Below are 22,793 nucleotides of genomic sequence, written 5' to 3'. Positions count from 1 at the left end.
AGCATCGCTTCCTGCTCGGTTATGGTAGAATAGAGAATGAATATTCATTCATTTTTTAGAGGAGGAAAACGATGGTTAAACCAGGCGATGTATTTCGGGAAGAAAAAACGTTCCAACGGGAGGAAGTTCGCCATTTTGCCGAAATAACAGGAGATACCGGCAGGCATCATATGGAAGAAGATGAAAAAGGACGGGTGATGGTTCACGGGCTGCTGACCGCAAGCATCGGCACGAAAATTGGCGGAGGGCTGCATTATATTGCAAGAGAACTAAACAGTGAATTTCTGCGCCCGGTCTTCAGTGGAGATACAGTAACGTGTGAACTCGAAATTCTTACTGTCGATAAAGAAGAAGCCCGTCAGGTCGTGTCGCTCCGCTCGACATACCGCAACCAGAACGGAAAAGAAGTGCTGCGCGGTACAAGCATCGGCGTTATTCTGCATCGTTAAAAAGGCCTCTTCCTGTATGGAAGGGGCCTGGATTCATGATTAATAGACAGCGACCACTGCAGGACGGGCCCCTTTTGTGGTGTAATGCAGGGTAACCGTACTGCCTTCTTTCAGGGAGTAGGTGGTGCTGTATGCTTTGCTAACCGCTGTTTCTTTACCGTTTATCTGAAAATAGAGCGTGTGGTTGTCGCCCTGGCCGATATATTTGGCTTTTGTAGTTATCACATTGGGGATTTTTAAGCTTTCTCCGGCCCAAAGCGCAGAAGTTTTTTTGTTGTTTAGTTGTTTTAATGAAGAAACGGTAGTGCCGAAACGGTTAGCGAGCGAATACATCGTATCACCCGGCTGTACCTTATAAGACGCTTTGGCAGTGGTGGCGGCAGGAGAGGCTTTTACTTTCAGCTTTTCCCCGACGTAAATGGTTGTGCCCTTTTTCTTATTTAACTGCTGCAGCGCAGGCACGGTCATGTTGTGGGCCCGGGCAATGCGGTACATGGTGTCTCCCGATACCACGGTATAACTGCCTGATTTGGATTTACTGTTCTGAAACTGGTCAAGTGGAACGCCTTTTCCTTGATTGGCATTCTCATTATTGGCAGCTTCTATAGGGACGAGAAGCGTCTGTCCGGAACGGATCATGTACGAATGCAGTTCATTTACACTTTGCAGCTGTTCGACGGTAACTTTGTGTTTGTTGGCAATCGAGTAAAGGGTGTCACCTGGCTGAACCCGGTAATCCTCACTGCATGCGCACGCACTTCCGGCAGTGGATAATGTTAAGAAACCGGCAGCCGCTATACTGGATGCAAGCGAGACCCGCCATACTTTCCGGCGTACGACCTTTTTGTTCTGGTGGCTGGTTGAGCGGGTAGGAAGGGAAGAAACCATTTTCAACAACTCCTTTTCGTTAGTGGGTTTCACTAAAATGCAACATGTACATTTTAAATACGAAAAAAGGAAAAATGGAATCAGGATGGGGTGATATAGAGGATTGGTACTACTCTTATTATACCTTTAAAAGAAGGAAAAGAAACAAAAATTCGCTGAATAGAACAAAATTTTTATAAACATGAAAATGAATAAAAATACATTTATATGATTATTTATTTACATTTATCCTGGTTTCCATTACACTGAATGAAAGAGTAAAAGGATAAAGGAGAAAGATCATGGTTACGATAAGAAAAGCCCGGCCGGGGGATGTAGAATCTATATATAGCATTGTTTACGATTACGCCCTGCAGGGGCTTATGCTTCATCGCACCCGTGAAGCAATCCGGCAGGAGATAGAAGCAGAAGCAATGTTTGTGGCAGAAGAAGCTTCTTTGATTTACGGCGTGGCAGGAATTACCGTCTTTGATCCTTCTCTGGCAGAAATCCGCTCCCTCGCGGTAAATAAAAGCGGACAGGGCAAGGGAATCGGCAGCAAACTGGTCGAGCGGATCGTGGAAGAAACAAGAGAGCGCCGCATCGAAAAGCTTCTTTCACTCACCTACCAGGTTCCTTTTTTTGAAAAATGTGGATTTCATATCACCCAGAAGGAAACGATGCCGCAGAAAGTGTGGAAAGACTGCATACACTGCGCGAAATTTACCAACTGTGACGAAGTTGCAATGGTCGTTTATGTATAAAGGAAAGGGATAACGGCAGGACACAGCGAATACAAACGAAGTAGAGAGAATAAAGGAGGTGCCTGCTGTATGCATTACCGCGTAACGTATTACTTTTCCAAAGACTTTTCTGTTGTTCATATGATCAAAACAGATGAACCTTCTGAATCGCTCAGCAACCGTATTTTTGCTGAAAATGAAATTCAGTTTCATGATTCCTCCGGAACGCTCCACCGTTTTTTAATGAAGGATGTTGTCCTGATTACCATCGATCAAGCTCACCAGGAAGCATAAACAAACCGCACATCCTCCGGGATGTGTTTTTTTTGCCGGGCTTTCTTGATTGCCAGGAAAGAATAGATATTTTATAATGCAGAAGACAAAAGGAGAGTGGCAGCGATGATTAAAGGCGTTATATTCGATTTTGACGGATTGATTCTCGATACAGAAACCCATCAATATGAAGTGATGAATACGATATACAAAGAGCACGGCCACGAACTGCCGCTGGCATTGTGGCAGGAACAGATTGGCACGTACACGGGATTCAGGCCGTTTTCCTATTTGGAAGAGCAGCTGCAGACCCCGGTTGAACATGAGGTGCTTGAAAAAAGACTGAACGAAACCTTCGTGGAAAAGTTGTCGTCTGAACAGCCGCGTCCCGGCGTGCATGACTACCTTCAGGCCGCTTCGCACCTGAATTTAAAAATCGGTCTCGCCTCGAGCTCCGATTATTCCTGGGTGTCCCGTCATTTGAAGACATTAGGGCTGTATGATCATTTTGAAACGATCAATACGAAAGATGACGTGGAGATTGTCAAACCCGATCCTGCGCTTTATCAAATAACGGCCAAACAGCTCGGTCTTTCCCCGGAGGAGTGTCTCGTATTTGAAGATTCGGCAAATGGGGCGCTAGCTGCAAGAAGAGCGGGAATGGCCTGTGTGGTGTTTCCGAATACGGTCACGAAAGCAATGGAATTCGGGGAAGTGTCCCATCAGTTGGAATCGATGGCAGACATGGAACTGCAGGAATTGATCCAATATATTAATGAAAAAGCATAAAAAAGGAATCCCACGATGGGATTCCTTTTTTATGCCTGATTGGCTCGTTCATTCCGGGAGGAATACAGGCCGGGGTTTCCCGGGCTGACGATTGCGGCGATCACACGGTCATGGTCTTCATCGACATCCTGCAGGGAATAAATTTCGGCGACAATCTGCGCCGGCGTCTGCCGGAAGGACGTTTCAATCATCCAGCAGGAGCTGGTAAGCTCTCTTGATTTAAATGAGGTGCGGATATACTTTTCAATAGCGCCGAAATCACGCTGCCGGCCGGTGATAGCCAGTTCGTAATTTACAATCATAAAGCTCATAGCGTATTACTCTCCTTCTTTCTAACAGTTCCTATTCAGTGTACCAAATCGTGACATGCACAGAAAGCATGATGCCTGCAGGGAAGCTCGATTCATTGCGGTTCTTTTTAAAGTTATTTATAGTAAATAAAGAAAGGAGAGGATAAAAATGAGTGTACATGACTTTACAGTGAAAACCCCTAAAGAAGAGGAGAAGGCATTATCCGATTATAAAGGGCAGGTCATGCTGATCGTAAATACAGCGACCAAATGCGGGCTTGCTCCTCAGTTTGACGGACTCGAAGCGCTCCATAAAAACTATAAAGAGGAAGGCCTTGCCGTAGTCGGATTTCCATCCAATGATTTTCTGAACCAGGAACCTGTAGAGGATGAAGCGATGGAAGAAACGTGCAAAGTGAATTTCGGCGTAACGTTTCCCCTGTTTGCGAAAGTAAAAGTGAACGGACCGGAGGCCCATCCTTTATATAAATACTTAAAGAAAGAAGAAGGCGGCGTGTTCGGCTCTGCTATCAAATGGAACTTCACGAAGTTTCTGGTAGACCAGGAAGGCAGAGTAGTTTCCCGCTACGGCCCGAAAACAGCACCAAAGGATATGGAAGACGATATCCGCAGACTTCTTGAAAAAAACGAGTAAGACAGTGCGGCCCGGGAGGCCGCTTTTTTATAGGCACAGAACTTTTTATCCATAAGACAAAAGACTTGCGGCGGCAGGCTTCTTATAGCATAATAATAACCATTCCGATTTATTAGAAAAGGTGGTGAAGGGCGGGCCCGGCCTGCTGTTGATTATGCCAATGAATAACATACAAACATTTTTTAAGTTTCATCCTATAGAGGCACAGCGTTATACCTTTGTGCTGGATAATAAGCTGCACATGATAGAAAGTGATTTTATGATAGGGGTTATTTTGTCTTCTTCCCAGGAAGAACAAGAAGAAGTAATGAGCATGCTTCATCATATTAAAAACGATCAGCAGACGATTCATGACATGCTCAAACATTTTGCGATACTATACGTGAAATACCAGTAAAAATGAAGCCGCAGCACCTGCGTGAAATGAAATTGTCCTGCTCTTTATGACAAATTTACGAAAAGGATTGTTTGTTGGCTGAATACCGGTAAAATGAGAGGGGTGCATGACGAGTCTAACGCAGTTATTGGAGGATACATATGAAATTAATCATTCGCTTACTTGCCGGCATTGCAGCCGGGGCACTTATTGGCTATGCGGGAAATGAAACGACCGTACAGCTGATGGTAACCATAAAAGAACTGATCGGAACGTTTATTTTCTTTATGGTTCCGTTGATTATCCTGTTTTTTATTACAGCAGGTATTGCTTCCCTCGGAAAAGGAGCGGGGCGTATCCTGGGGGCCACCGTCGGGACAGCCTACGCGTCTACGGTGCTGGCAGGAACTTTTGCGTTAACGGTGGTCGTGTTTGTACTTCCTGCTTTAGGTCTGACAGGAGGAGAAGCAGCCCAGCCTTCTGAAATGGAAGGATTTATTGATTTCACGATTGAGCCGGTGTTTGATGTATTGACGGCTCTCGTGCTGGCATTTGTGTTTGGTATTGGGATTGCCGCTACCGGTTCTCAAAAGCTGCTTGGCTTTTTCACGGAAGGGCAGTCCATTGTAGAACTGTCGATTCGTAAAGTGCTGATCCCTCTGCTTCCTTTTTATATTGCAGGTGTATTTGCAGAAATGAGCTATGAAGGCACTGTCGTGCAGACGCTGGGCGTATTTGGAATAGTCCTGCTGCTCGCCATTGGAATGCATTTTGCCTGGCTTATGATTCAGTATAGTATTGCAGGAACATTGAACCGGACAAATCCTTTTGTGCTTCTAAAGACGATGCTCCCTGCTTATTTCACAGCATTAGGTACGATGAGCAGTGCCGCTACGATTCCGGTAACGCTGGAATCCGTGAAAAAAACAAAGGCGCGGCATGCTGTAGCCAATTTTGTCGTGCCATTGTGCGCGAACATCCATTTATCAGGAAGCATGATTACGATCGTGACAGCAGCCACAGCCGTCATGTACGTTTATCCAGGGCTTGCGTTTCCCGGCTTTCTGGCGATGATTCCTGTTATTATGACGCTCGGCGTGATGATGGTGGCAGCACCCGGCGTACCGGGCGGCGCTGTCGTTGCAGCAGTCGGGGTACTATCCACCATGCTTGGTTTCGATGAAGGAGCGGTTGCCCTGATGATTGCCATTTACCTGGCTCAGGACAGCTTCGGAACGGCAGCCAATGTTACCGGAGATGGTGCCATTACAATGATTATTAACTCTTTAAAAAGCAGCAAAGCCAATATAGACGTGGATTAAAAAGCAGAGCCCGCGGGCTCTGCTTTTTTGTGGCGAACAATAGTGAAGAGCGGGTCTTTGTTTTATTATTGGAAAGAAGAGGGTATAAATAGATAAAACAGGATGAAAACAGAGGAGATTGGACATGAATATTATCGTTTTTCAAATGAATATTATTGCCGGAGAGCCGGAACGCAACAGGGAAAAAGTAAAAGCGTGGTTTCAGCGGAATGTGGAGCCTGCGGTAGATATTGTAATGCTTCCTGAAATGTGGACAACTGCTTACGCGCTGGAGGAACTTGACGATCTGGCGGAGCCACCGAACGGCCCGGCCGTTACTTTTCTTAAAGAACTGGCTGTAGAGTATAATGTTCATATCATCGGCGGGTCAATCGCGGTGAAAGAAGACAATAACATTTACAACCGGGCTGTCGTCATTGATAGAAAAGGCCATGTCGTATACGAGTACGATAAAATTCATCTTGTGCCCATGCTTGATGAACCAACCTACCTGAGCGGCGGCAGACAAAAGGTTCAGGCGTTTGAGCTGGACGGCATTAAAATGGGGATTATTATCTGCTATGACCTGCGTTTTCCGGAAATTATCCGGGATCTGGCCCTGCAGGGCATTCAAGTCTTGTTTATACCGGCGGAATGGCCGGATGCACGTGCAGCCCACTGGGAAACATTAAGTGTGGCCCGGGCGATTGAAAATCAAATGTATGTAGTGTCCTGCAACCGCATAGGGTCGTATAACGGCACGACGTTTGCCGGACGTTCAATGTTTATTGAACCATTTGGAGGCGTGCTTTCCAAAGGAACCCCGGATAAAGAAGAAGTGCTGCAGAACACACTGGATCTGGAAAGCGTGAAACGAGTAAGAGAAGAGGTGCCTATTTTTAAAAGCAGAGTACCGGACTTGTATAATTAATCCACTAGACAGAAGGGGATGAAGGATGAATAAGATCGGATTGGTCTACCGGGAAGATGGCCGGCAGCTGGAATATACGATAAGAGGGGCGGGACCGGCTGTACTCGTAATGCACGGCGGTCATTCGAACTGTTATGAACAGCTGGGGTACAAAGAGCTTATCGAGGCAGGTTATTCCATTATAACGCCTTCCCGTGCCGGTTATGGGGAAACGTCCCTTGCATGCGGGAACACACTGCAGATGGCTGCAGAAAGCTGGGTACAGCTGCTTGATGCCTGCAATATCAATTCGGTTTCCATCCTTGCCATGTCAGCCGGCGGACCGGAAGGCATCGCAATGGCAGCACTTTATCCCGACCGGGTAAAATGCCTCGTGCTGCAGTCTGCCGTAACAAAAACGTGGCTTGCGCCAGGAGATAAAGAATATACTGCAGCCCGGATTCTGTTTAATCGTTATACAGAAAAAGGGACATGGCGTCTGCTTGCTGCAGCCAGCCGGAAGCTGCCGGACGTTGTTTACAAAGCAATGAGCTCTTCTTTCAGTACGCTGCCTTATGAAAACATAGCCGGCAAAACCCGCCCGGAAGACGTAACGGCATTTGTGCATATGATGCAGACGCAGCGGTCGAAAACCGGCTTTTTCAACGACATCGCTCTGGCCCGGGAGTGTGTGCCTTCTCTTCTGGAACAGATCACATGTCCAGTGCTCATTCAGCACAGCAGAAACGACGCAGCGGTAGCCGGTTCTCATATGTATCACGCGGGAAAGCATATAAAACAGGCAGAAATGCAGCTGCTCGACACATGGGGCCATTTAATCTGGGTTGGTCGTTACTCCGATCAAATGCAGGAAAAGCTGCAAGCATTCTTAAACGCTCATAGCTGAAGAGCGGCAGCATGGGCCCTCCACTTGGGGTGGCATTGTTTGTCACCGCCCGAATTGCTAATAGTAAAGTACCGGATATGTTCAAATACCTGATCCCGCAGATCAGCATTCTTTTGGCAGTGTTTCTTATTGTTACGTATCTGCCGGATATTATTATGTTTATTCCGGATAATTATGAAAGCTGGTTCAATACGCCGCCGGCAGAGTAAGAAGGAGGAGAACAAAAATGATATCGGCAGAAAACGCACGTCTGCAGATACGGAGCCGCTCCCATATCGGGCCTACCACCGGCATGGCGCCGGAGTACACCCAGACAAACGTAGTGATTCTTCCCGAAAAAGAAGCCGCGGCTTTCCGGGAATTTACGCGTCTGAATCCAAAGTCGTGTCCGGTACTCGAAGAAATGACCGCGGGCGATTACGTTTCCTCTTTAGCGGCCGGATCGGATATCCGCAGTGATGTGCCGAAGTATCGTATTTACAAAAAAGGCGCATATGTGGAACAGCAAACGGACATAACGGATTTGTGGAGAGAGGATTTTGTAACGTTTCTAATCGGATGCAGCTTTACATTCGAAGCTGCGCTGCTTAAGGAATCGGTGCCGATCCGTCATATAGAAGAGCACCGCAATGTACCAATGTATAAAACAACCATACCGGCAGAAGCCTCACTCCCTTTTCAAGGAAAGATGGTCGTGAGCATGCGTCCGATCCCGGAAGCACTCGTCCAGAAAGCAGAACAGATTACCGCCCGATATCCTGATGTGCACGGGGCACCTGTTCACGTCGGAAATCCAACCGATCTGGGCATTACGAATTTAGGGAACCCGGATTACGGCGACGCGGTAACGATCCGCCCGGGAGAAGTACCCGTATTCTGGGCGTGCGGGGTAACACCGCAGAATGCACTGTTGGAAGCAGAAGTATCGCTCGCGATTACTCATGAACCAGGCCATATGTTTATTACAGATCAGCCGCATGATGTGTATAAAAAAAGTGAATAAAAAGAGCTTCTTCCTTAGGGAAGAGGCTCTTTTGGTGAATCCATCAGTTCAAAATCAACCGCCTGTTTTTCTTCACCGTTTATTAAAACAGCCAGCGTGTGCCTGCCCGGATAATGAACCCGGGTCGTTAACTGCCGGAAGGACAAGGTTTTAACGAATTGCCTGTGCGTGTCAGCTGCCACCTCTGTTTCGGTTACATGAAATACCTTCCGCGAGCGGCGGCCGCTGTTTTTTACATAATCCACTGCGAATTCGACCCTCACCTTCGTACGCTTCTTGGTCGAGAGGAGAAAAGAAAACTCTGCGCTGTTCCCGATAGGCAGCCTGTCGGGAACGATAGTGAGATTGGACACTTCTGTGCGGCCTGGATAAAATCCAAACAGACCTAATATTCGGAGGTCGCCTTTTTTCAGCAGGGAGCGCGACGCATGTTTGACGATCCAGCTGGTACGTCCTCCAATTTCATTCCAGCGGGTAACCGTTTCGAGAAATAAATCGGGATGGGTTTTGGATATGTCATTCAAATGATTGGCCACACTTTTCTGCACATACAGAGACGGATCCTGAGCTAGTTCTTCCAGCAGAGGAAGCGTGAGTTCAGGGTTCTTTTTTAATGCAGGGATTCCCTCTCCCCACGGCAGTCGTGGGCGGCTGCCTTCGCTGGCCAGTCGGCGGATATGCTCATTCGGGCTGCGGGTCCATACAGCCATCCGTGCCAATGTGCCGTTCAGGTCATGTTTTAAAAAGGAACGGATCGCATATTCTGAGGTGGAATAGCACGTATAGGCTTCCAGCGCCTGAAGGGACCGCTCCCGGTGCAGATGGCCAAAGCGTGCCACAAATTCAGGAAAGACAATGCCTTCCAGCCCTTGAAAAGAAGGAGCGGCCTGGTCAAGTACCTCGAGTGCTTCGAGATACCCATCAGGCAGGACCTGCTGCATCGATTCGGCAATCCGTGCAGCCCGCTGCTTAAATTCCAGCTGCTCCCAGTCTCCCTGGTATACGGCGTTTCGGAAATCTACCACAGAAACGGCAGGCGAAAGCGCAGAGAGTATGCCGCCAAGACGTTCCACGTAGTCTGAACTATAAATACTTTTTAGACTGGCTGTCATATGATCCCCCCGTTGAGATGCTTAATTGTAAACTATTTTATATCTATAGATGGAATATTTGATAAATCTGCCGATAGTAAGAAAAAGACTGTATACCATATTATACGGGATAAAAGGAGATAATCGAATGGCATTTCTAACAATAGCAGGCTTGAGAAGAACTGGAAAAAAAGGAAACGGATCCACACCCGTTTATCAGGGGAAAGGCACATTATCTATACCATCCGGCAGTGATGTGCACCGGCAGCTGCATATTATCAATTTAAGCGAAGCGGATCTTTCGATAGTGAAATCACTCAAGCCTCTAGTGGTAGAAAACATAGATTGGATCACCGAACAGTTTTACGGCAATATTACCAAACAGCCCAACCTTCTCGAGATCATTGAAAAACACAGCCACGTGGAGCGTCTGAAAACAACGCTAAAAGCCCATATCGTGGAGTTGTTTGATGGGACGATTGATGATACGTTTTTGGCAAAAAGAAAGCGCATTGCCCATGCCCACGTACGGATTGGTCTGGAAACGAAATGGTACATGTCTGCTTTTCAGGATCTGCTGAACTCACTGGCTAAAACCGCCGAAGCTCATATTGAAAGCCGGGAGGAATTAACACAGGCTGTACTTATTATAAGCAAGTTGATTAATTTTGAACAGCAGATCGTTCTTGAAGCCTATGAAGAAGAAAACGAGAGACTTCGTCTGGCAGATCAGGCCGTGACGGATACGTTCATCGAACGGGTCAACGTTACGTCCGAAGAGCTGTCAGCTATATCTGAAGAAACCAGTGTGTCGATTAAACAAACAACGGTGCAGTCGGAAAATATATTAAAGCTTGCCCAGCAGGGATCAGACCTGGCCGATAAGTCGGAGGCGTCTTCGATGAGCGGCAAAACCCAGGTGGAGCACCAAAGTGAAAACATGACCTATATTAAAAAAAGCATGGATACGATCCTGCAGGATTCCAAAGAACTGCAGGTCATTTCCCAGCAGATCAATGAAGTGATCGATATCGTTCAGGATATTGCGGTGAAAACGAACCTGCTAGCGCTGAACGCCGCAATTGAAGCATCGCGTGCGGGCGAACACGGAAAAGGGTTTTCTGTCGTAGCCGACGAGATACGTGCGCTTTCAACCCAGACGAAACACTCTACGTCCACTGTCTCGGACTTGATTGCCAAAACCAATGCACAGGTGAAAAATGTGTCCGCTTCTGTGGATCAAGTTAATTTACTCGTCCAGGAAGGAACGAACGGCATGGCGGAGACAGACCGTTATTTTGCCGAAATTCTGGCAGCGATGAAAGAGTCAAAAGGACAGAACGAGAAAATTGAAATGGAGCTTGGGACGTTTGCTGCGGTGATGAAGGAAATGGAACACGCCATGGCAGAGGTGGCCGGTTCGGCTGAAGGGCTCAGCCGGATACGGGAAGAATTTGAACAACAGCAGCGCTGAAAAAAACGGAACCTCTTTTAAAAGAGGTTCCGTTTTTTTTCGGGCCGGCGGGAAGAAGCAAGCTGCAGGTTGGACTGCACGCAGTTCCGGCCGCGGCTTTTTGCTTTATATAGAGCCTGGTCTGCCTGTTCTGCGATAGGACAAAGCGGGGGAGGCAGGGTGCCGGCAGCGGTGTAGGTTGAAGCAACTCCGAAGCTGGAAGTAACCGTAATGCTTTTATCTTCAATGGTAATCGCCGACGCGGCAATTTTCCGGCGTAGATTCTCGGCAATTTTTACAGCGGTTTTTAATGGGACGTTGGGAAGGCAGATAATAAACTCTTCTCCCCCGAACCGTCCGATAATATCGGAAGCACGCAGGTTGTCTTTCACCGTAAGCGCCACGTTTCGCAGCGCCCTGTCTCCGGCTTCGTGGCCGAAGGTATCATTTACCTGTTTAAAGTAATCGATATCAAACATAATGATGCTGACATAGCCTCCTTTTCGGCTTAACGTTTTGTTTGCATCGTTTGCGCGCTCAATAAAGGCGGCTTTATTCAGAAGCATCGTAAGAGAATCAATCGTCGCAAGCTCTTTTAGTTCTTTTTCTATTTCCACGCGCGTGGTGACATCAATTAATGTAACGATTTTCCCAATATCTGTATTATTTCTATCATAGATAGAGGAAAAACGGGGATGGAAGTGGTAGTTTATTTCGTCGGTCTCCCACGTGAAGTCTTCTTCTTTTTCCTGGTATATAATCTTAAGGAATTTAGGATGATCTGCTAATACTTTATCTGCGGGCTGGCCGATGGAATCATCTGAGAGTTCGGGTACCAGCTCCTGCATGGGCCGGGTATAGTCTATAATCATGTCGCTTTTATTCAGCACGATGACCGGCTCTTTCATATTTTCAAATACCCGGTCTCTTGCGATCGGAGCCACAAGAAAAAAAGGAAACATGACAAGGGCAAAGCCGTGAAACAAAAAGGAAACAGCCAAAAACACAGGAGCGAGATCAAGGCCGGCGGGCTGGAAATTATATGCATGAAGAATACCGGATAGAATGGGAATGCAGATGCCGGCTGCCATTAACAGGGTAGGGACTTTGTATTTCGAAGAAACGCGCTGCAGCTGGCGCAGCAAAATGAGAACACTTGAGAGCAGGCAGAAGAACATAAAAAAAGAATGTATATAGAACCACAGACCCGGCACCAGGTTTAAAACAGGAAAAGGCCCGCTGTTATCAAAAGAAACAGATGCATAAAAATAAGAGTGCAGATGGCTTGTCTGCTGCATTAAAAGAGTGATTACAGGAAGCACGCATAGCAGCTGAAAAAGCCAGGATGGCATTTTTAATCCAACATAGCGGACACACATAAATAAAATAAACAATGGAATAAAAGGGATAAACAAATATTCCACGTTCAGCCAGAATCTTATATTTTCAAAGGAGGAGGCGGATAAACGAAGCGTATGCGCAAAGGCATACAAGGCAGTATAAAGCGTAGCTAGAATAAAATAAAACCCGCCGGGAGAAGCTTTAATTTTAAAAATGGCAAATATGCTGAGCATAAGGCTGAGAACGCCGCTGAGCACAACAGCACTCATGTAGAGGCTTAAATCTCCCATTACTGTATCCTCCTCTATAAACAGTTCCGAACGATCATGTATATTTTATAACGAACTATCTATAGTATAAACAATCTTTATATCGAATGGTATGGTTATTCCTATAATAATAGGGAAAAGAAGGAAAAAAATGCCCGGCGGCAGGTGCTGTTAACGGGAGCCTGCCGGCTCGGACAAAAGGTGCTCGTAGACGCGGACGCAGTTGCGGCCATCACGCTTGGCCTCATACAGAGCAAGATCAGCTTTTTTTGTTAACCTGTTGAGTACTGCCGGGACATCCGCCGGCTCATCAAGCAGCACATGGGCAATCCCGAAACTCGAAGTCACTTCAATATCAAACTCTTCTGTGACAATTTTTAATCCGGCTATTGCCAGACGAAGCGTGTGGGCTTTTTCCACCGCTTCTCCTTTTGTTGTCCCGGGAAGACATAAAATAAACTCCTCCCCGCCATAACGGCCGGCAATATCAGACGGGCGCAGGCTTTTTCTAATGATTTGGGCAATGCTTGTAAGCACCTGGTCTCCGGCATCATGGCCGTATGTGTCATTAACCTGTTTAAAATAATCAATATCCAATAAGATAAGCGCTGCCTGTACGGGTGGAGACGTCGGCAGGCTTAGACTTTTTTCAGCCTGTTCGGTAAAAAAGGTACGGTTGTATATTTGGGTAAGGCCGTCCGTGCTGGCCAGGTGTTTTAATGTTTCTTCCATTGCTACACGTTCTGTAATATCGAGAAAGGTAACAACGGTCCCGGCGTGGTTGCTGTTTTTATCCATCACCGGAGAGAAACGGACGTGAAAATGGGCAGGGCGTTCGTTGATTTGAAGAGAAAAATCACATTCTTCGCCTTTCTCGACAGCAGTAATTAGATCTTCGTGTTTGTTCAGCGCCTCATGTATTGAATGGCCGACGAGTGGATCGGTAACATGCAGGGGCAGGCTTGTAAAAGAGGTATTGTAGTCAATAATAATATCGTTATCGTTTAGCACAAGCACTCCCTGCTCAATGCTTTCAAACACAATATCTCGTGCGATCGGCGCTACATCAAACATGCGCAGGGAGGTAAGCGCCAGTCCATGAAACACAAAAGACAGGCTCATAAAAACAGGAACCAAATCGATACTTCCGGCGCCGGTATTGACGGTGTTCAAAAATCCGCCGATGCCCGGCACAATAAGCCCGATAATCATCAAATAAGTCTGCTTTCGAAACGGTTTGATTAATTTCCGAAGCTGCAGCAGCAGAAGCACAATGCTGATACAAACGCAGCTGTAAAAAAATACAGCATGAAGCATATAAAAAGGGCCATGCTGCAAATAGATAACTGAAAACGGATTATTAACGATTACCCCCATAGAAGTATAATACATATAGTGAAATTCATTTGTGTTTTGCATGATAATAGTGATTACAGGAATAATTAACACAAGACAAGACATCCATAGTCGCACTTTATGGCCGCAGTATTCTGCAGCCATTAAGAGAATAAATACAGGCAGCAGCGGCAGTGCAATATACTCGACGCGGAGCCAAAAGCGCATCGCTTCATAAGTCATGCTATATATTTCCATTGCATAGGAAAAGGTAAACAGGGCGGACAAGGCGGTAACAATAATATAATAGCGGCCGCCCGGCGCATGCCGGAACCGCATAAATCCGAAAATAGAAAGAAAAGAACTTAATAGAGAGGCAAGGGATACAATAATTAAATAGATTATAACGGTCGACGACATAGGTTCTTCTCCTTCTATATATAAGTATGGCTGTATCTAGTATATAGAGAGGACGTTTGTTCGTCTATAGTGTACAAAAATATAATATTCACTGTGATAGAAGAATAAATGGCAGTCATTATTTTTTCGGAAATCAATAGTTAAAGAACAAATGTGAGTCCATAGGCAATGAGAATACTAGAAACGATAAAGTACAGGGAGAATGGTAAATTCCATAAGCTGAGCTGGAAAGGCACAAGGTTCATCTGGCCGGCCAGAAGCGACACCGATAAATTATAAGGGCTGTAAATGGCCGTGGCGAGACTTGATGTAATTAATACGAGCGCGAGCGGGATGGAAGAAATATCGGCCATTACGGGAGAAAGCACTTCGCCAAGAAGCGCAATCGATACGAGCGGATGAAAGCCGCTGAATGAAGCCAGGATGAAATACAGGCCGATTAATCCGAACAACAGCAGTTCATGCCCGGCATTCGCAAGAAAGACAGCTTCCAAATAAGAAATAAAAGGAGACGCCGACAGCATTTCCACAAAAAAACCGGCACTTAGAAACATAAAGAAATAGTTGGAAAGAGAAAAAGTCCGCACTTTAAAAACGGGAACGGCAATATTTAAATAACGTCTGCGCCTATGAATCAGCAGCGCCCAAATAAATGAAATCGGCACAATCGATAGAACGACGGAAAACAAAAAGCCCTGCTCGAATAAGTATTCAAAAAGAGTCGCCGTCAGCACGAGCACACAGAGCATGCCCATCATCTGCGCGGTTTTTCTAATGATTTTTTTTAAAGGAAGGCTTTCGCTGGTCTTTATCATAAGAGGGAGGCCTTTGTATTTTCTGCGTGAAAATATCCAATCGGATAAAAACATCAGCAGCACGAGCGGAATTAAAAATGGGACGAGGTGAATATAGGTAAACCCCGTTAAATCAAGCGAAATGATGACCATAATTTCAATAGGACTCCACACAAGACAAAGCGCGTACCCGCGCAGAATGCTGCGGGTATAAAAAATATCGGCCATTTTCGTCTTCATGCCGGAAAGCGACGGCTTTAACGTCCGATGAACGAGCGACACGGTGGCGATGTTTAAAAAGAGACCTAGAAAGTGGGAAATCATAAAGCTGCGCGTGTACAGTGTGTGTACGTCATGAACGCCATTCTGGAGAAGCCGGCGCAGGCTCGTATCATACTGTCCGGCCCGTATAATCGAATTTAAAAAAGGAAGAACAAAAAACAGAGACAATATGCCGATCATCGAATCAAAATACAAAAAGAAAGAGCTCCAGGCAGTTCCGTTGTAGACAAACAACACGGATGCCAGAATAAGAAAGACCAGTCCTGATTTTTTATAAAGGCCGGATGCGTGTAAAGAAGCTGCCGCAAGCGACAATACAGCGAGAATGCCTACCGCATAAGAGAAAAACGGCGTTTCCCAAAAGCGGGACATGGTATAGATAAGTATTAAACTCGAATATAACGTAATAATGACCGGCCTCATAGTCTCCTCCTTTTTATTGAATAAAACATATTATCTCATGTATTTTTAAACGGTCCTACAAAATATTTAAAGAAAATAGTTACAGCAGCTGAATGTTTCCGATAGACTAAGAATAAGAGAGCAGCAGCAGAGAGAAGCTGTATAGTAAAACAATCAGGAGGCACAACCGTCATGACAATAAAAGCACAAAGCCTGGATTTACACAAATATACGTCCAATATATGTACAGCATTAGTAGGAAAAACAGAAGAAGAAGTGAACCGGGAACTGGATATTATTCTGCCTAAAGAGCCTGACGTACTGGAATGGCGTGCTGATCATTTGCAGACGCTGGCAGACACCGGCCGGGTGCTTCGTACAGCCTCATCCATTAGAAAGCGGGCCGGCAGCCTGCCGATTATTTTCACGATCCGGTCCGTGCACGAAGGCGGAGAAACGATCGACATAGAAGAAGAGGTAAAAATAGAGCTGATCGAGCAGGTAGCGGCAACTGGAAGTGTGAGCGCGGTAGACTATGAATGGAGTAATCAACAGGAACAGGTGGAAACTGTTCAAAAGTCCTGCCGGAAACACGGGATCCAGTGTATCCTGTCCTATCATAATTTTCAGGAAACGCCTGCCCGTGAAGATATGGTACGAATTCTTCAAGAGATGGCTGCTCAAAATCCGGATTACGGCAAGCTCGCTGTCATGCCGAAGAAAAATACGGATGTACTGCAGCTATTAGATGTGACCGAAGAGCTGGCAGCCTCTATTGACATGCCGATTATTACAATGGCGATGGGGAAGCTTGGAGGCATTACCCGGCTCGCCGGCTGGCAGTACGGGTCCGTTCTCACGTTTGCCGTGGGAAGCAGCAGTTCTGCTCCCGGCCAGATACCGATTGATTTAGTCAGAAGTGTGGAACAAGTGCTTAAATAAAGGGGATTATACAGAAAGCCGTCCGGCATCCGGGCGGCTTTCTCATGCGTTATTTATGTCTAGCCCGCCGGATACTTCACAGCGTTTTTTGCCAGCTTCTGCTCGATAATTTCTTTTACATCAAGATTTAGGTCTGAGCACATCATCAAAGCATAAATAAGCACGTCGGCGATCTCTTCGCGGATATTATCTCCGTTCGCCTCCAGCGCCTGGGCACTGCTTTTCCACTGGAAATCCTCCAGCAGCTCGGCTGCTTCAATAGAAAGGGAAATCGCAAGATCTTTTGGGTTATGGTACTGCCGCCAGTCTCTCTCGTCCCGGAAGTGGTTAATTTCGTTGATTAACTGATTAATGTCGCTCATGGTCTGCTCCTTTGCTTACCGCCCGTAGTTTCTTTTTCAGCTTAGGGTCAACGGCATATAAAAACAAGCCGTGGATGCCCCGCTTCATTAACATAGTAAGCGAATTTAAAATAATTTCCTCTTTCATCTGTTCATTCTGCGCTTTTGTATAGTCTTTTCTTGCCGCAAATGCGCCTTTATCCTGGTATTTTGTCGTATCAATGACTAGTTTGTCTATTTCTTCATCGTAGCTTACGGAAGGGCCGATCACCACACCGGCATAGTTCAAATCAAAGCCCTGCACCGTATAAATGGAGCCGACTTCCTTGATCGTCTGGGGACTCTCGGCCCATGTTTTTTTGTCGTCCGTGCGGTTCCACGGCATGTTTAAACCATCTTCGTCGACATAGTAGGTGCCGCCATCCTTTTTATGCAGGTAATCAAACGTGGATACGATCCGGGAAAGGCCATGCTGTTTGTTCTTCGCTTCAATGCCCTGCCGGAAGTCATCCGGATCGTCAAACAGCTGAAATTCATAGCTGTCTGGACGGTCCTGTGGAAAAACAGGTACCTGCTTTTCGAGAAAAGCATTAATCCAGTCCAGTACGGATTGGTCCGCAGTCATCCGCAGCTGCGAAGAAAGTGGCAGCGTTTCGGTTTTATATTGCCTGCTGATATTCTGCATCATCTTTTCGTTCCAATAGCTTTTAATTTTCAGTACCTGATTTGGATCGAATATAATAATGGTGATTTTACTGCGCTTCATAATTTCCTGCAGATGGTTTGCAGCGTTGAAATTATTGTAGGAATCTTCTTTGGTCAGCAGGAGGTGGGCTTCGTCCACCAGCGTAATATCTGCCGTTTGATCCTGTTTTGTCATTTTATTAATAAATGACGTTGGCTTTTCAAAATTATTTTTCTTTAAATTAGGCAGACTGTCCGCCATATTTTTATACGTTTTAAGCATTTCGGCGTGATTAACGAGTAAGTAGTTTTTTGTTTTGTAGAGCGTCGAGCCCGGATCGCCGGCTTCATCCTGGATCGTGTTAAACAGGGAGCTGAGCAGCACGCTTTTGCCGGTGCCGGCATCGCCTTGAATAATAAACACCCGATGCTCCGGATGCTGGATGTGTTCTTTGCAGTATGCAATCAGCTTTTCTTTTACATCTACCTGCTCCGGAGAAAGCTCCTTAAAAGGGGAAAGCTTGAACAGATCCTTGTTCTCCAAATACGCCAGGGATTCGGACACGATATTCCGGCTGCGCAGCTCTTCCCAGATTTCCTGAAACAGTGTCTCGTTGTAGTAACTTTTCTGGTAGTACTGGTGCATCTGCCTAGTGGCACGCTGGCTGACATTCTGGAGCTTGTACCGGTTGTCGGCAATAAAGTAGTTAATAAGGTTGGATTCAATGTTATATGTAGCCGACTGGTTGAATGTTTCATGGCCGAACATCAGAAGGGAGTTCAGGCTGCGGCGTTTTGGATTGACAAAATGATTCTTCAGGCGCCGGTCCGCCTGCACAGACTGGCCGATATAGGCCGTCGGTTTGTTTTTCTCATACAAAATATAAATCACAGGCTGATTATTTAACGCCTGTACGGGCATGGATGCAATAGTTTCTTCGGTAAATGTGTGATGTTCGACGATTAATGGGCCCATACTTTCTCCTTAAGTGTATTTTTCTCATCGTACCATAAGACAGATTGCGGCAAAAAGAACGTGAAGAAATTAACATAGAAATTGCGGAAAAATTATTGTATACTATAACAATAATTGAAATAAAACCTGTATTAAAACACGGCTTCATATTTTATTCTTCGGCCTAGGATGATACAATATAGTAAGGTAATTATGTGTATGAAGCGGATGTACAGCAGACAATATAGAAGAGTGAAAAGTAGAACGCTTACATCCTTTCAATAAAATTAAGTATAGAGGCGATAACATGAGTAAGGAACATACTTCTACAGACGTCATTTTAATTGGTGCAGGTATTATGAGCGCCACGCTGGGTTCGCTATTAAAAGAAGTAGCACCGGAATGGAACATTACAATGTTTGAGAGACTGAGCGGGGCAGGCGAAGAAAGTTCCAATGAATGGAACAACGCAGGCACGGGCCATTCTTCGCTCTGTGAGCTCAACTACACGGACCAGAATCCGGACGGCTCCATCGACATCAGCAAGGCTGTCAAAGTGAACGAAGAATACCAGCTGTCCAAGCAGTTCTGGTCGTATCTTGTCACGAGCGGAAAGATACAAAATCCAAGAGACTTTATTATGCCGGTGCCGCACATGAGCTTTGTGCAGGGCCAGGACAATGTCAACTTTTTGAAAAAGAGACTCGATGCTCTATCAGGAAATCCATTATTTCAGGGCATGGATTATGCAACCGATGCCGAAACGTTAAAAAAATGGATCCCACTCATGATGAAAGGCCGTTCGCTGGACGCTCCGATTGCCGCAACGAAAATTGACGCCGGCACCGACGTAAACTTCGGCGCCTTAACGCGCAAACTGTTTAACCATCTGGAAAGCCAGGACGTTAATATGAAATTCAGGCATCAGGTGGAAGACATTAAGCGCGTAAGCGGCGGCGGATGGAAGCTGAAAGTACAGAACCTGGAAACCGGAAAAACAGAACATCACCAGGCTAAATTTGTCTTTATCGGCGGCGGAGGCGGAAGCCTTCATCTTCTTCAGAAAACCGGAATACCGGAAAGCAGAGGCATCGGCGGATTCCCGGTAAGCGGCATGTTTATGGTATGCAGGAAGCCGGAAATTGTCGAGCAGCACCATGCGAAAGTATATGGCAAAGCACCGGTCGGCGCGCCCCCAATGTCCGTTCCCCACCTGGACACAAGGTTAATTGATAAGGAAGAGTCGCTGTTCTTTGGACCATTCGCGGGCTTTTCCCCGAAATTTCTGAAATCAGGATCGAATCTGGATCTTTTCACTTCCGTCAGGGCAAACAACCTGATTACAATGTCGGCGGCCGGCATGAAAAACATGCCTCTGACAAAGTACCTGATCAATCAATTGCGGCTGAATAAGGAACAGCGGATGGAAGAACTGCGCGACTTCGTACCGGAAGCAAAAAGCGAAGACTGGGAGCTTCTTGTCGCCGGCCAGCGTGTGCAGGTTATTAAAGACACAGCCGAAGGCAAAGGCACGCTGCAGTTCGGCACGGAAGTCGTCAGCTCTGCCGACGGTTCTGTATCCGCTCTTCTCGGCGCCTCACCGGGCGCGTCTACTGCTGTTGCTGTCATGCTCGAAGTAATGGAAAAATGCTTCCCGGACAAAGCAAGCCGCTGGGAGCCGAAGATCAAAGAAATGATTCCATCCTACGGTAAAAAGCTGTCCGATCATCCCGAGCTCGTGGACAAGCTGCACGAATCCACAGCAAAAGCACTGAACCTGGAGCAGGAAGAAAAAAAGCAGGGGAATTTAGCTTAATAGGATTTTAAAACGCGCATGCGGCCTGAGGGTTGTGTGCGTGTTTTTAAGATAAATTAAATAGATTTTAAGATAATGCATGTTGAACCGTATCATAAGTTCAGTTATTCTTAATCGTAAAAACATTTAAAAGCAAGTCTGCTTAAACAACTGTAAACCGGGAATAGAAGACCTAAGCATACTATGTCTCAAACCATGAGGAGGTTTTTATGCTCGATTATAAGTTGACCCGCGTGATTGATTTGACAATTATGAAGCAGAATCTGGAAGGGTTTCCGGAGAATGTCCTGGCGGATGCGCACCGGGAATTGGCGCTGGAAATTGGCTATGAGTTAAAGAATGAAGATAAAGAAGAGCTCGACCGTACGACGCAGGCGATTGATGATTATTTAAATATGAAGCTGGGCTATCAGGAATTAACAGAAAAAATCCAGCAGCAGCAAAAAGAGCAGTAAAAAACGAGCAGGGATTTGAGCCCCTGCTCGTTTTTATGCGTCTGCTTCTGTTTTGTTTTTCTCTGTTTTATCAATAACTTTCGTTCCAACGAGGTCGCCGGTCACGTTCAGTGCCGTCGCTCCCATACCGATCAAAACGTCGACTGCTACAAGCAGGGCAACGGCTTCCATCGGCAGCCCGAGCTGGGCGAAAACGGTGGCAATCATAATGATACCCGCACCGGGCACGCCGGCTGTGCCAATGGTAGCCAGTGTGCCGATCAGCACAATCTGCAGGATAGCGACAAAGCCGAGCGGTTCTTCAATTACGTTAGCGGCAAATACGGCGGATACGGCGACGCGTATGGCCGCGCCGTCCATATTTATCGTAGAGCCGAGCGGTATGCTGAAGCCGTACAGGCTTTGTTTAATACCGAGATTTTTTGCGGCATTGAGTGTAATAGGCACCGTCCCTGTACTGCTCTGTGTGACAAAGGCTGTGAGCATCGGCGTACGGGCTTCTTTGAAAAACGCTCCGAGTTTGGTTTTCGTAACAAGCAGCAATCCGATGTATAAAGCCAGCTGCACGGCAAGTGCCGCATACAGCACGAGAATAAAGTTTCCGAGTGACAGCAGGGTGCCAGCGCCCTGGCTGCCGACGATACCGGCGATAATAGCGAAAATGCCGAACGGAATGTACTGGAGAATTCCTTTCATTACTGTGATGGTCATTTCATTTAACGCTTCTGCGCCGCGGTAAAGCCTCTCTCCCATATCCCCTGTAGAGGCGGACGAGCGCAGATAGGAAATCGCGATACCAAAAACGATGGCGGTAAAAATAATGCCAAGCAGATTCATTTCTGTAAAAGCAACAGCGAGGTTATCCGGTACAATACTTAGAACCACTTCTGTTAGTTCCGGACTGTCGGGAGAATCAACATTTTCACTTCCGTCGAGTGTGACCCCGGTCCCCGGATTAAAAAGACTGGCGACAGAAATACCAACAATAATCGCAATGGCAGAGGTAACAACATAATAGAGAAAAACTTCTCCGCCCATGCGGCCAAGCCCTTCTATTGTAGTCTGGTTTACCCCGACGATAAGGGTAAATAAAATAAGTGGAATAATAATAAACTGCAGGAGCCGCATCAGCAGATCTCCGAAAGGCGCAAGCACAGAGGCATTTTCCCCGAATATAAGTCCAACTGCAATACCGGCTGCAAGAGCAACGGTAATTTTTTTTATCAACGACACTTCAAAATACTTTTTCACTAACTGCTTCAAGCCAAACCCTCCTTTATAAAAAAACCTATCGATTTAGTCAACATTAAATAACCTATCTAAAATAGGAAGGAAAGTCAATAAGATTGCTTACAATATGTATAAAACCTTATAGAAAGCACTTGTCTTTTTCGTTTCTAAAGAGTTTTTACTAATAGGATGGTTATGAAAAAGGAGAGGAGGTCTTGTGTTAAAATGGAAATAAATTGGGAGGTGTGGTCGATGGGCAATCACTCAAATGATGGACATACCATCGGAGAATCTGCTATTGGAATCATGCCATCCGGCTTATTTATTATTAACACCTGTACGTTTTTCGATACGACGTTTAAACAAGATAAAACAAAGACCTCATCTTAAAACAAGTACTGGATTTTAGGTTGTTTGATA

At 46.1% G+C, this 22,793-nt stretch carries 25 protein-coding genes; 16 read left to right on the top strand and 9 right to left on the bottom strand.

The annotated features are described in order from the left end of the window. The first annotated feature begins 71 nt into the window (after positions 1–71). A complete protein-coding gene (locus tag AC5W14_RS00205; RefSeq protein ID WP_496193431.1) occupies positions 72–449 on the top strand; it encodes an FAS1-like dehydratase domain-containing protein in 378 nt (125 codons plus the stop codon). A 39-nt stretch (positions 450–488) separates the two neighbouring features. Here the strand turns inward: AC5W14_RS00205 and AC5W14_RS00200 are convergent, their stop codons facing one another. Continuing rightward, the gene (locus AC5W14_RS00200) at positions 489–1,337 is read right to left on the bottom strand and encodes a LysM peptidoglycan-binding domain-containing protein (protein ID WP_496193430.1); all 849 of its coding nucleotides are present in this window, start codon (positions 1,335–1,337) and stop codon (positions 489–491) included. Positions 1,338–1,618: 281 nt separating this feature from the next. On the opposite strand from AC5W14_RS00200, the gene AC5W14_RS00195 reads away from it, so the two are divergent. The 3 genes from AC5W14_RS00195 (at position 1,619) to AC5W14_RS00185 (ending at position 3,121) form a co-directional block, all read left to right on the top strand. Beyond that, positions 1,619–2,080 (top strand): N-acetyltransferase, encoded by a 462-nt coding sequence (locus tag AC5W14_RS00195; RefSeq protein WP_496059605.1) that lies wholly within the window; start codon positions 1,619–1,621, stop codon positions 2,078–2,080. Positions 2,081–2,149: 69 nt separating this feature from the next. Then, positions 2,150–2,353: a hypothetical protein gene (locus AC5W14_RS00190; RefSeq protein ID WP_496059606.1), complete on the top strand. Its 204-nt coding sequence runs from the start codon at positions 2,150–2,152 to the stop codon at positions 2,351–2,353. A 105-nt stretch (positions 2,354–2,458) separates the two neighbouring features. After that, positions 2,459–3,121 (top strand): HAD family hydrolase, encoded by a 663-nt coding sequence (locus AC5W14_RS00185; RefSeq protein WP_496059667.1) that lies wholly within the window; start codon positions 2,459–2,461, stop codon positions 3,119–3,121. A gap of 29 nt (positions 3,122–3,150) precedes the next feature. On the opposite strand, the gene AC5W14_RS00180 is transcribed toward AC5W14_RS00185, so the two are convergent. Continuing rightward, positions 3,151–3,423, bottom strand: a complete 273-nt coding sequence (locus AC5W14_RS00180; protein WP_496193429.1) for a hypothetical protein — start codon at positions 3,421–3,423, stop codon at positions 3,151–3,153. A 157-nt stretch (positions 3,424–3,580) separates the two neighbouring features. Between AC5W14_RS00180 and AC5W14_RS00175 the strand changes: the two genes are divergently transcribed. From AC5W14_RS00175 to AC5W14_RS00145, 7 genes are all read left to right on the top strand, one after another. Further along, complete coding sequence (locus AC5W14_RS00175; RefSeq protein WP_496059608.1) at positions 3,581–4,066, top strand: glutathione peroxidase; 486 nt, start codon at positions 3,581–3,583, stop codon at positions 4,064–4,066. 160 nt (positions 4,067–4,226) lie between these two features. Next, positions 4,227–4,463 carry a hypothetical protein gene (locus tag AC5W14_RS00170; RefSeq protein ID WP_496193428.1) on the top strand — a complete coding sequence of 79 codons (237 nt, stop codon included), beginning with the start codon at positions 4,227–4,229 and terminating at the stop codon, positions 4,461–4,463. Positions 4,464–4,603: 140 nt separating this feature from the next. Next, positions 4,604–5,764: a dicarboxylate/amino acid:cation symporter gene (locus AC5W14_RS00165; protein ID WP_496193427.1), complete on the top strand. Its 1,161-nt coding sequence runs from the start codon at positions 4,604–4,606 to the stop codon at positions 5,762–5,764. Between the two features lie 124 nt (positions 5,765–5,888). Then, positions 5,889–6,674 carry a carbon-nitrogen family hydrolase gene (locus tag AC5W14_RS00160; RefSeq protein ID WP_496059611.1) on the top strand — a complete coding sequence of 262 codons (786 nt, stop codon included), beginning with the start codon at positions 5,889–5,891 and terminating at the stop codon, positions 6,672–6,674. A 25-nt stretch (positions 6,675–6,699) separates the two neighbouring features. Then, positions 6,700–7,560 (top strand): alpha/beta fold hydrolase, encoded by an 861-nt coding sequence (locus tag AC5W14_RS00155; RefSeq protein ID WP_496193426.1) that lies wholly within the window; start codon positions 6,700–6,702, stop codon positions 7,558–7,560. 11 nt (positions 7,561–7,571) lie between these two features. Beyond that, the gene (locus tag AC5W14_RS00150; RefSeq protein ID WP_496193425.1) at positions 7,572–7,769 is read left to right on the top strand and encodes a TRAP transporter large permease subunit; all 198 of its coding nucleotides are present in this window, start codon (positions 7,572–7,574) and stop codon (positions 7,767–7,769) included. Between the two features lie 17 nt (positions 7,770–7,786). Continuing rightward, a complete protein-coding gene (locus tag AC5W14_RS00145; protein ID WP_496193424.1) occupies positions 7,787–8,563 on the top strand; it encodes a putative hydro-lyase in 777 nt (258 codons plus the stop codon). 14 nt (positions 8,564–8,577) lie between these two features. Here the strand turns inward: AC5W14_RS00145 and AC5W14_RS00140 are convergent, their stop codons facing one another. Beyond that, the gene (locus AC5W14_RS00140) at positions 8,578–9,675 is read right to left on the bottom strand and encodes a DNA alkylation repair protein (protein WP_496193423.1); all 1,098 of its coding nucleotides are present in this window, start codon (positions 9,673–9,675) and stop codon (positions 8,578–8,580) included. 127 nt (positions 9,676–9,802) lie between these two features. Here AC5W14_RS00140 and AC5W14_RS00135 point away from each other — a divergent pair, with 127 nt between their 5' ends. Next, positions 9,803–11,128, top strand: coding sequence for a protoglobin domain-containing protein (locus AC5W14_RS00135; RefSeq protein ID WP_496193422.1), 1,326 nt, complete (start codon positions 9,803–9,805; stop codon positions 11,126–11,128). 17 nt (positions 11,129–11,145) lie between these two features. Here AC5W14_RS00135 and AC5W14_RS00130 read toward each other — a convergent pair whose 3' ends face one another. From AC5W14_RS00130 to AC5W14_RS00120, 3 genes are all read right to left on the bottom strand, one after another. Then, positions 11,146–12,738, bottom strand: a complete 1,593-nt coding sequence (locus AC5W14_RS00130; RefSeq protein WP_496059617.1) for a histidine kinase N-terminal 7TM domain-containing diguanylate cyclase — start codon at positions 12,736–12,738, stop codon at positions 11,146–11,148. Between the two features lie 150 nt (positions 12,739–12,888). Continuing rightward, positions 12,889–14,472, bottom strand: coding sequence for a histidine kinase N-terminal 7TM domain-containing diguanylate cyclase (locus AC5W14_RS00125; protein WP_496193421.1), 1,584 nt, complete (start codon positions 14,470–14,472; stop codon positions 12,889–12,891). Positions 14,473–14,612: 140 nt separating this feature from the next. Continuing rightward, a complete protein-coding gene (locus tag AC5W14_RS00120; protein ID WP_496193420.1) occupies positions 14,613–15,971 on the bottom strand; it encodes a hypothetical protein in 1,359 nt (452 codons plus the stop codon). A gap of 171 nt (positions 15,972–16,142) precedes the next feature. Between AC5W14_RS00120 and aroD the strand changes: the two genes are divergently transcribed. Continuing rightward, positions 16,143–16,892, top strand: coding sequence for a type I 3-dehydroquinate dehydratase (aroD, locus tag AC5W14_RS00115; RefSeq protein WP_496193419.1), 750 nt, complete (start codon positions 16,143–16,145; stop codon positions 16,890–16,892). Between the two features lie 59 nt (positions 16,893–16,951). On the opposite strand, the gene AC5W14_RS00110 is transcribed toward aroD, so the two are convergent. Together AC5W14_RS00110 and AC5W14_RS00105 are read right to left on the bottom strand one after the other, a co-directional pair. Continuing rightward, a complete protein-coding gene (locus tag AC5W14_RS00110) occupies positions 16,952–17,254 on the bottom strand; it encodes a nucleotide pyrophosphohydrolase (protein ID WP_496059621.1) in 303 nt (100 codons plus the stop codon). Next, positions 17,241–18,893: a DUF2075 domain-containing protein gene (locus tag AC5W14_RS00105; RefSeq protein ID WP_496193418.1), complete on the bottom strand. Its 1,653-nt coding sequence runs from the start codon at positions 18,891–18,893 to the stop codon at positions 17,241–17,243. Before AC5W14_RS00105 ends, AC5W14_RS00110 begins: the two co-directional genes overlap by 14 nt. Before the next feature lie 286 nt (positions 18,894–19,179). Here AC5W14_RS00105 and mqo point away from each other — a divergent pair, with 286 nt between their 5' ends. Together mqo and AC5W14_RS00095 are read left to right on the top strand one after the other, a co-directional pair. Further along, the gene (gene mqo / locus AC5W14_RS00100) at positions 19,180–20,688 is read left to right on the top strand and encodes a malate dehydrogenase (quinone) (protein WP_496059623.1); all 1,509 of its coding nucleotides are present in this window, start codon (positions 19,180–19,182) and stop codon (positions 20,686–20,688) included. 209 nt (positions 20,689–20,897) lie between these two features. Further along, positions 20,898–21,143 carry a hypothetical protein gene (locus tag AC5W14_RS00095; protein ID WP_496193417.1) on the top strand — a complete coding sequence of 82 codons (246 nt, stop codon included), beginning with the start codon at positions 20,898–20,900 and terminating at the stop codon, positions 21,141–21,143. 33 nt (positions 21,144–21,176) lie between these two features. Here the strand turns inward: AC5W14_RS00095 and AC5W14_RS00090 are convergent, their stop codons facing one another. After that, positions 21,177–22,406, bottom strand: coding sequence for a dicarboxylate/amino acid:cation symporter (locus AC5W14_RS00090; RefSeq protein WP_496193416.1), 1,230 nt, complete (start codon positions 22,404–22,406; stop codon positions 21,177–21,179). Positions 22,407–22,625: 219 nt separating this feature from the next. Between AC5W14_RS00090 and AC5W14_RS00085 the strand changes: the two genes are divergently transcribed. After that, positions 22,626–22,763: a hypothetical protein gene (locus AC5W14_RS00085; RefSeq protein ID WP_496193415.1), complete on the top strand. Its 138-nt coding sequence runs from the start codon at positions 22,626–22,628 to the stop codon at positions 22,761–22,763. The last annotated feature ends 30 nt before the right edge of the window (positions 22,764–22,793 follow it).

It is taken from the genome of Sinobaca sp. TMA16-18 (genome assembly GCF_059510535.1).
This window is presented reverse-complemented; position numbering and strand designations above follow the sequence as displayed.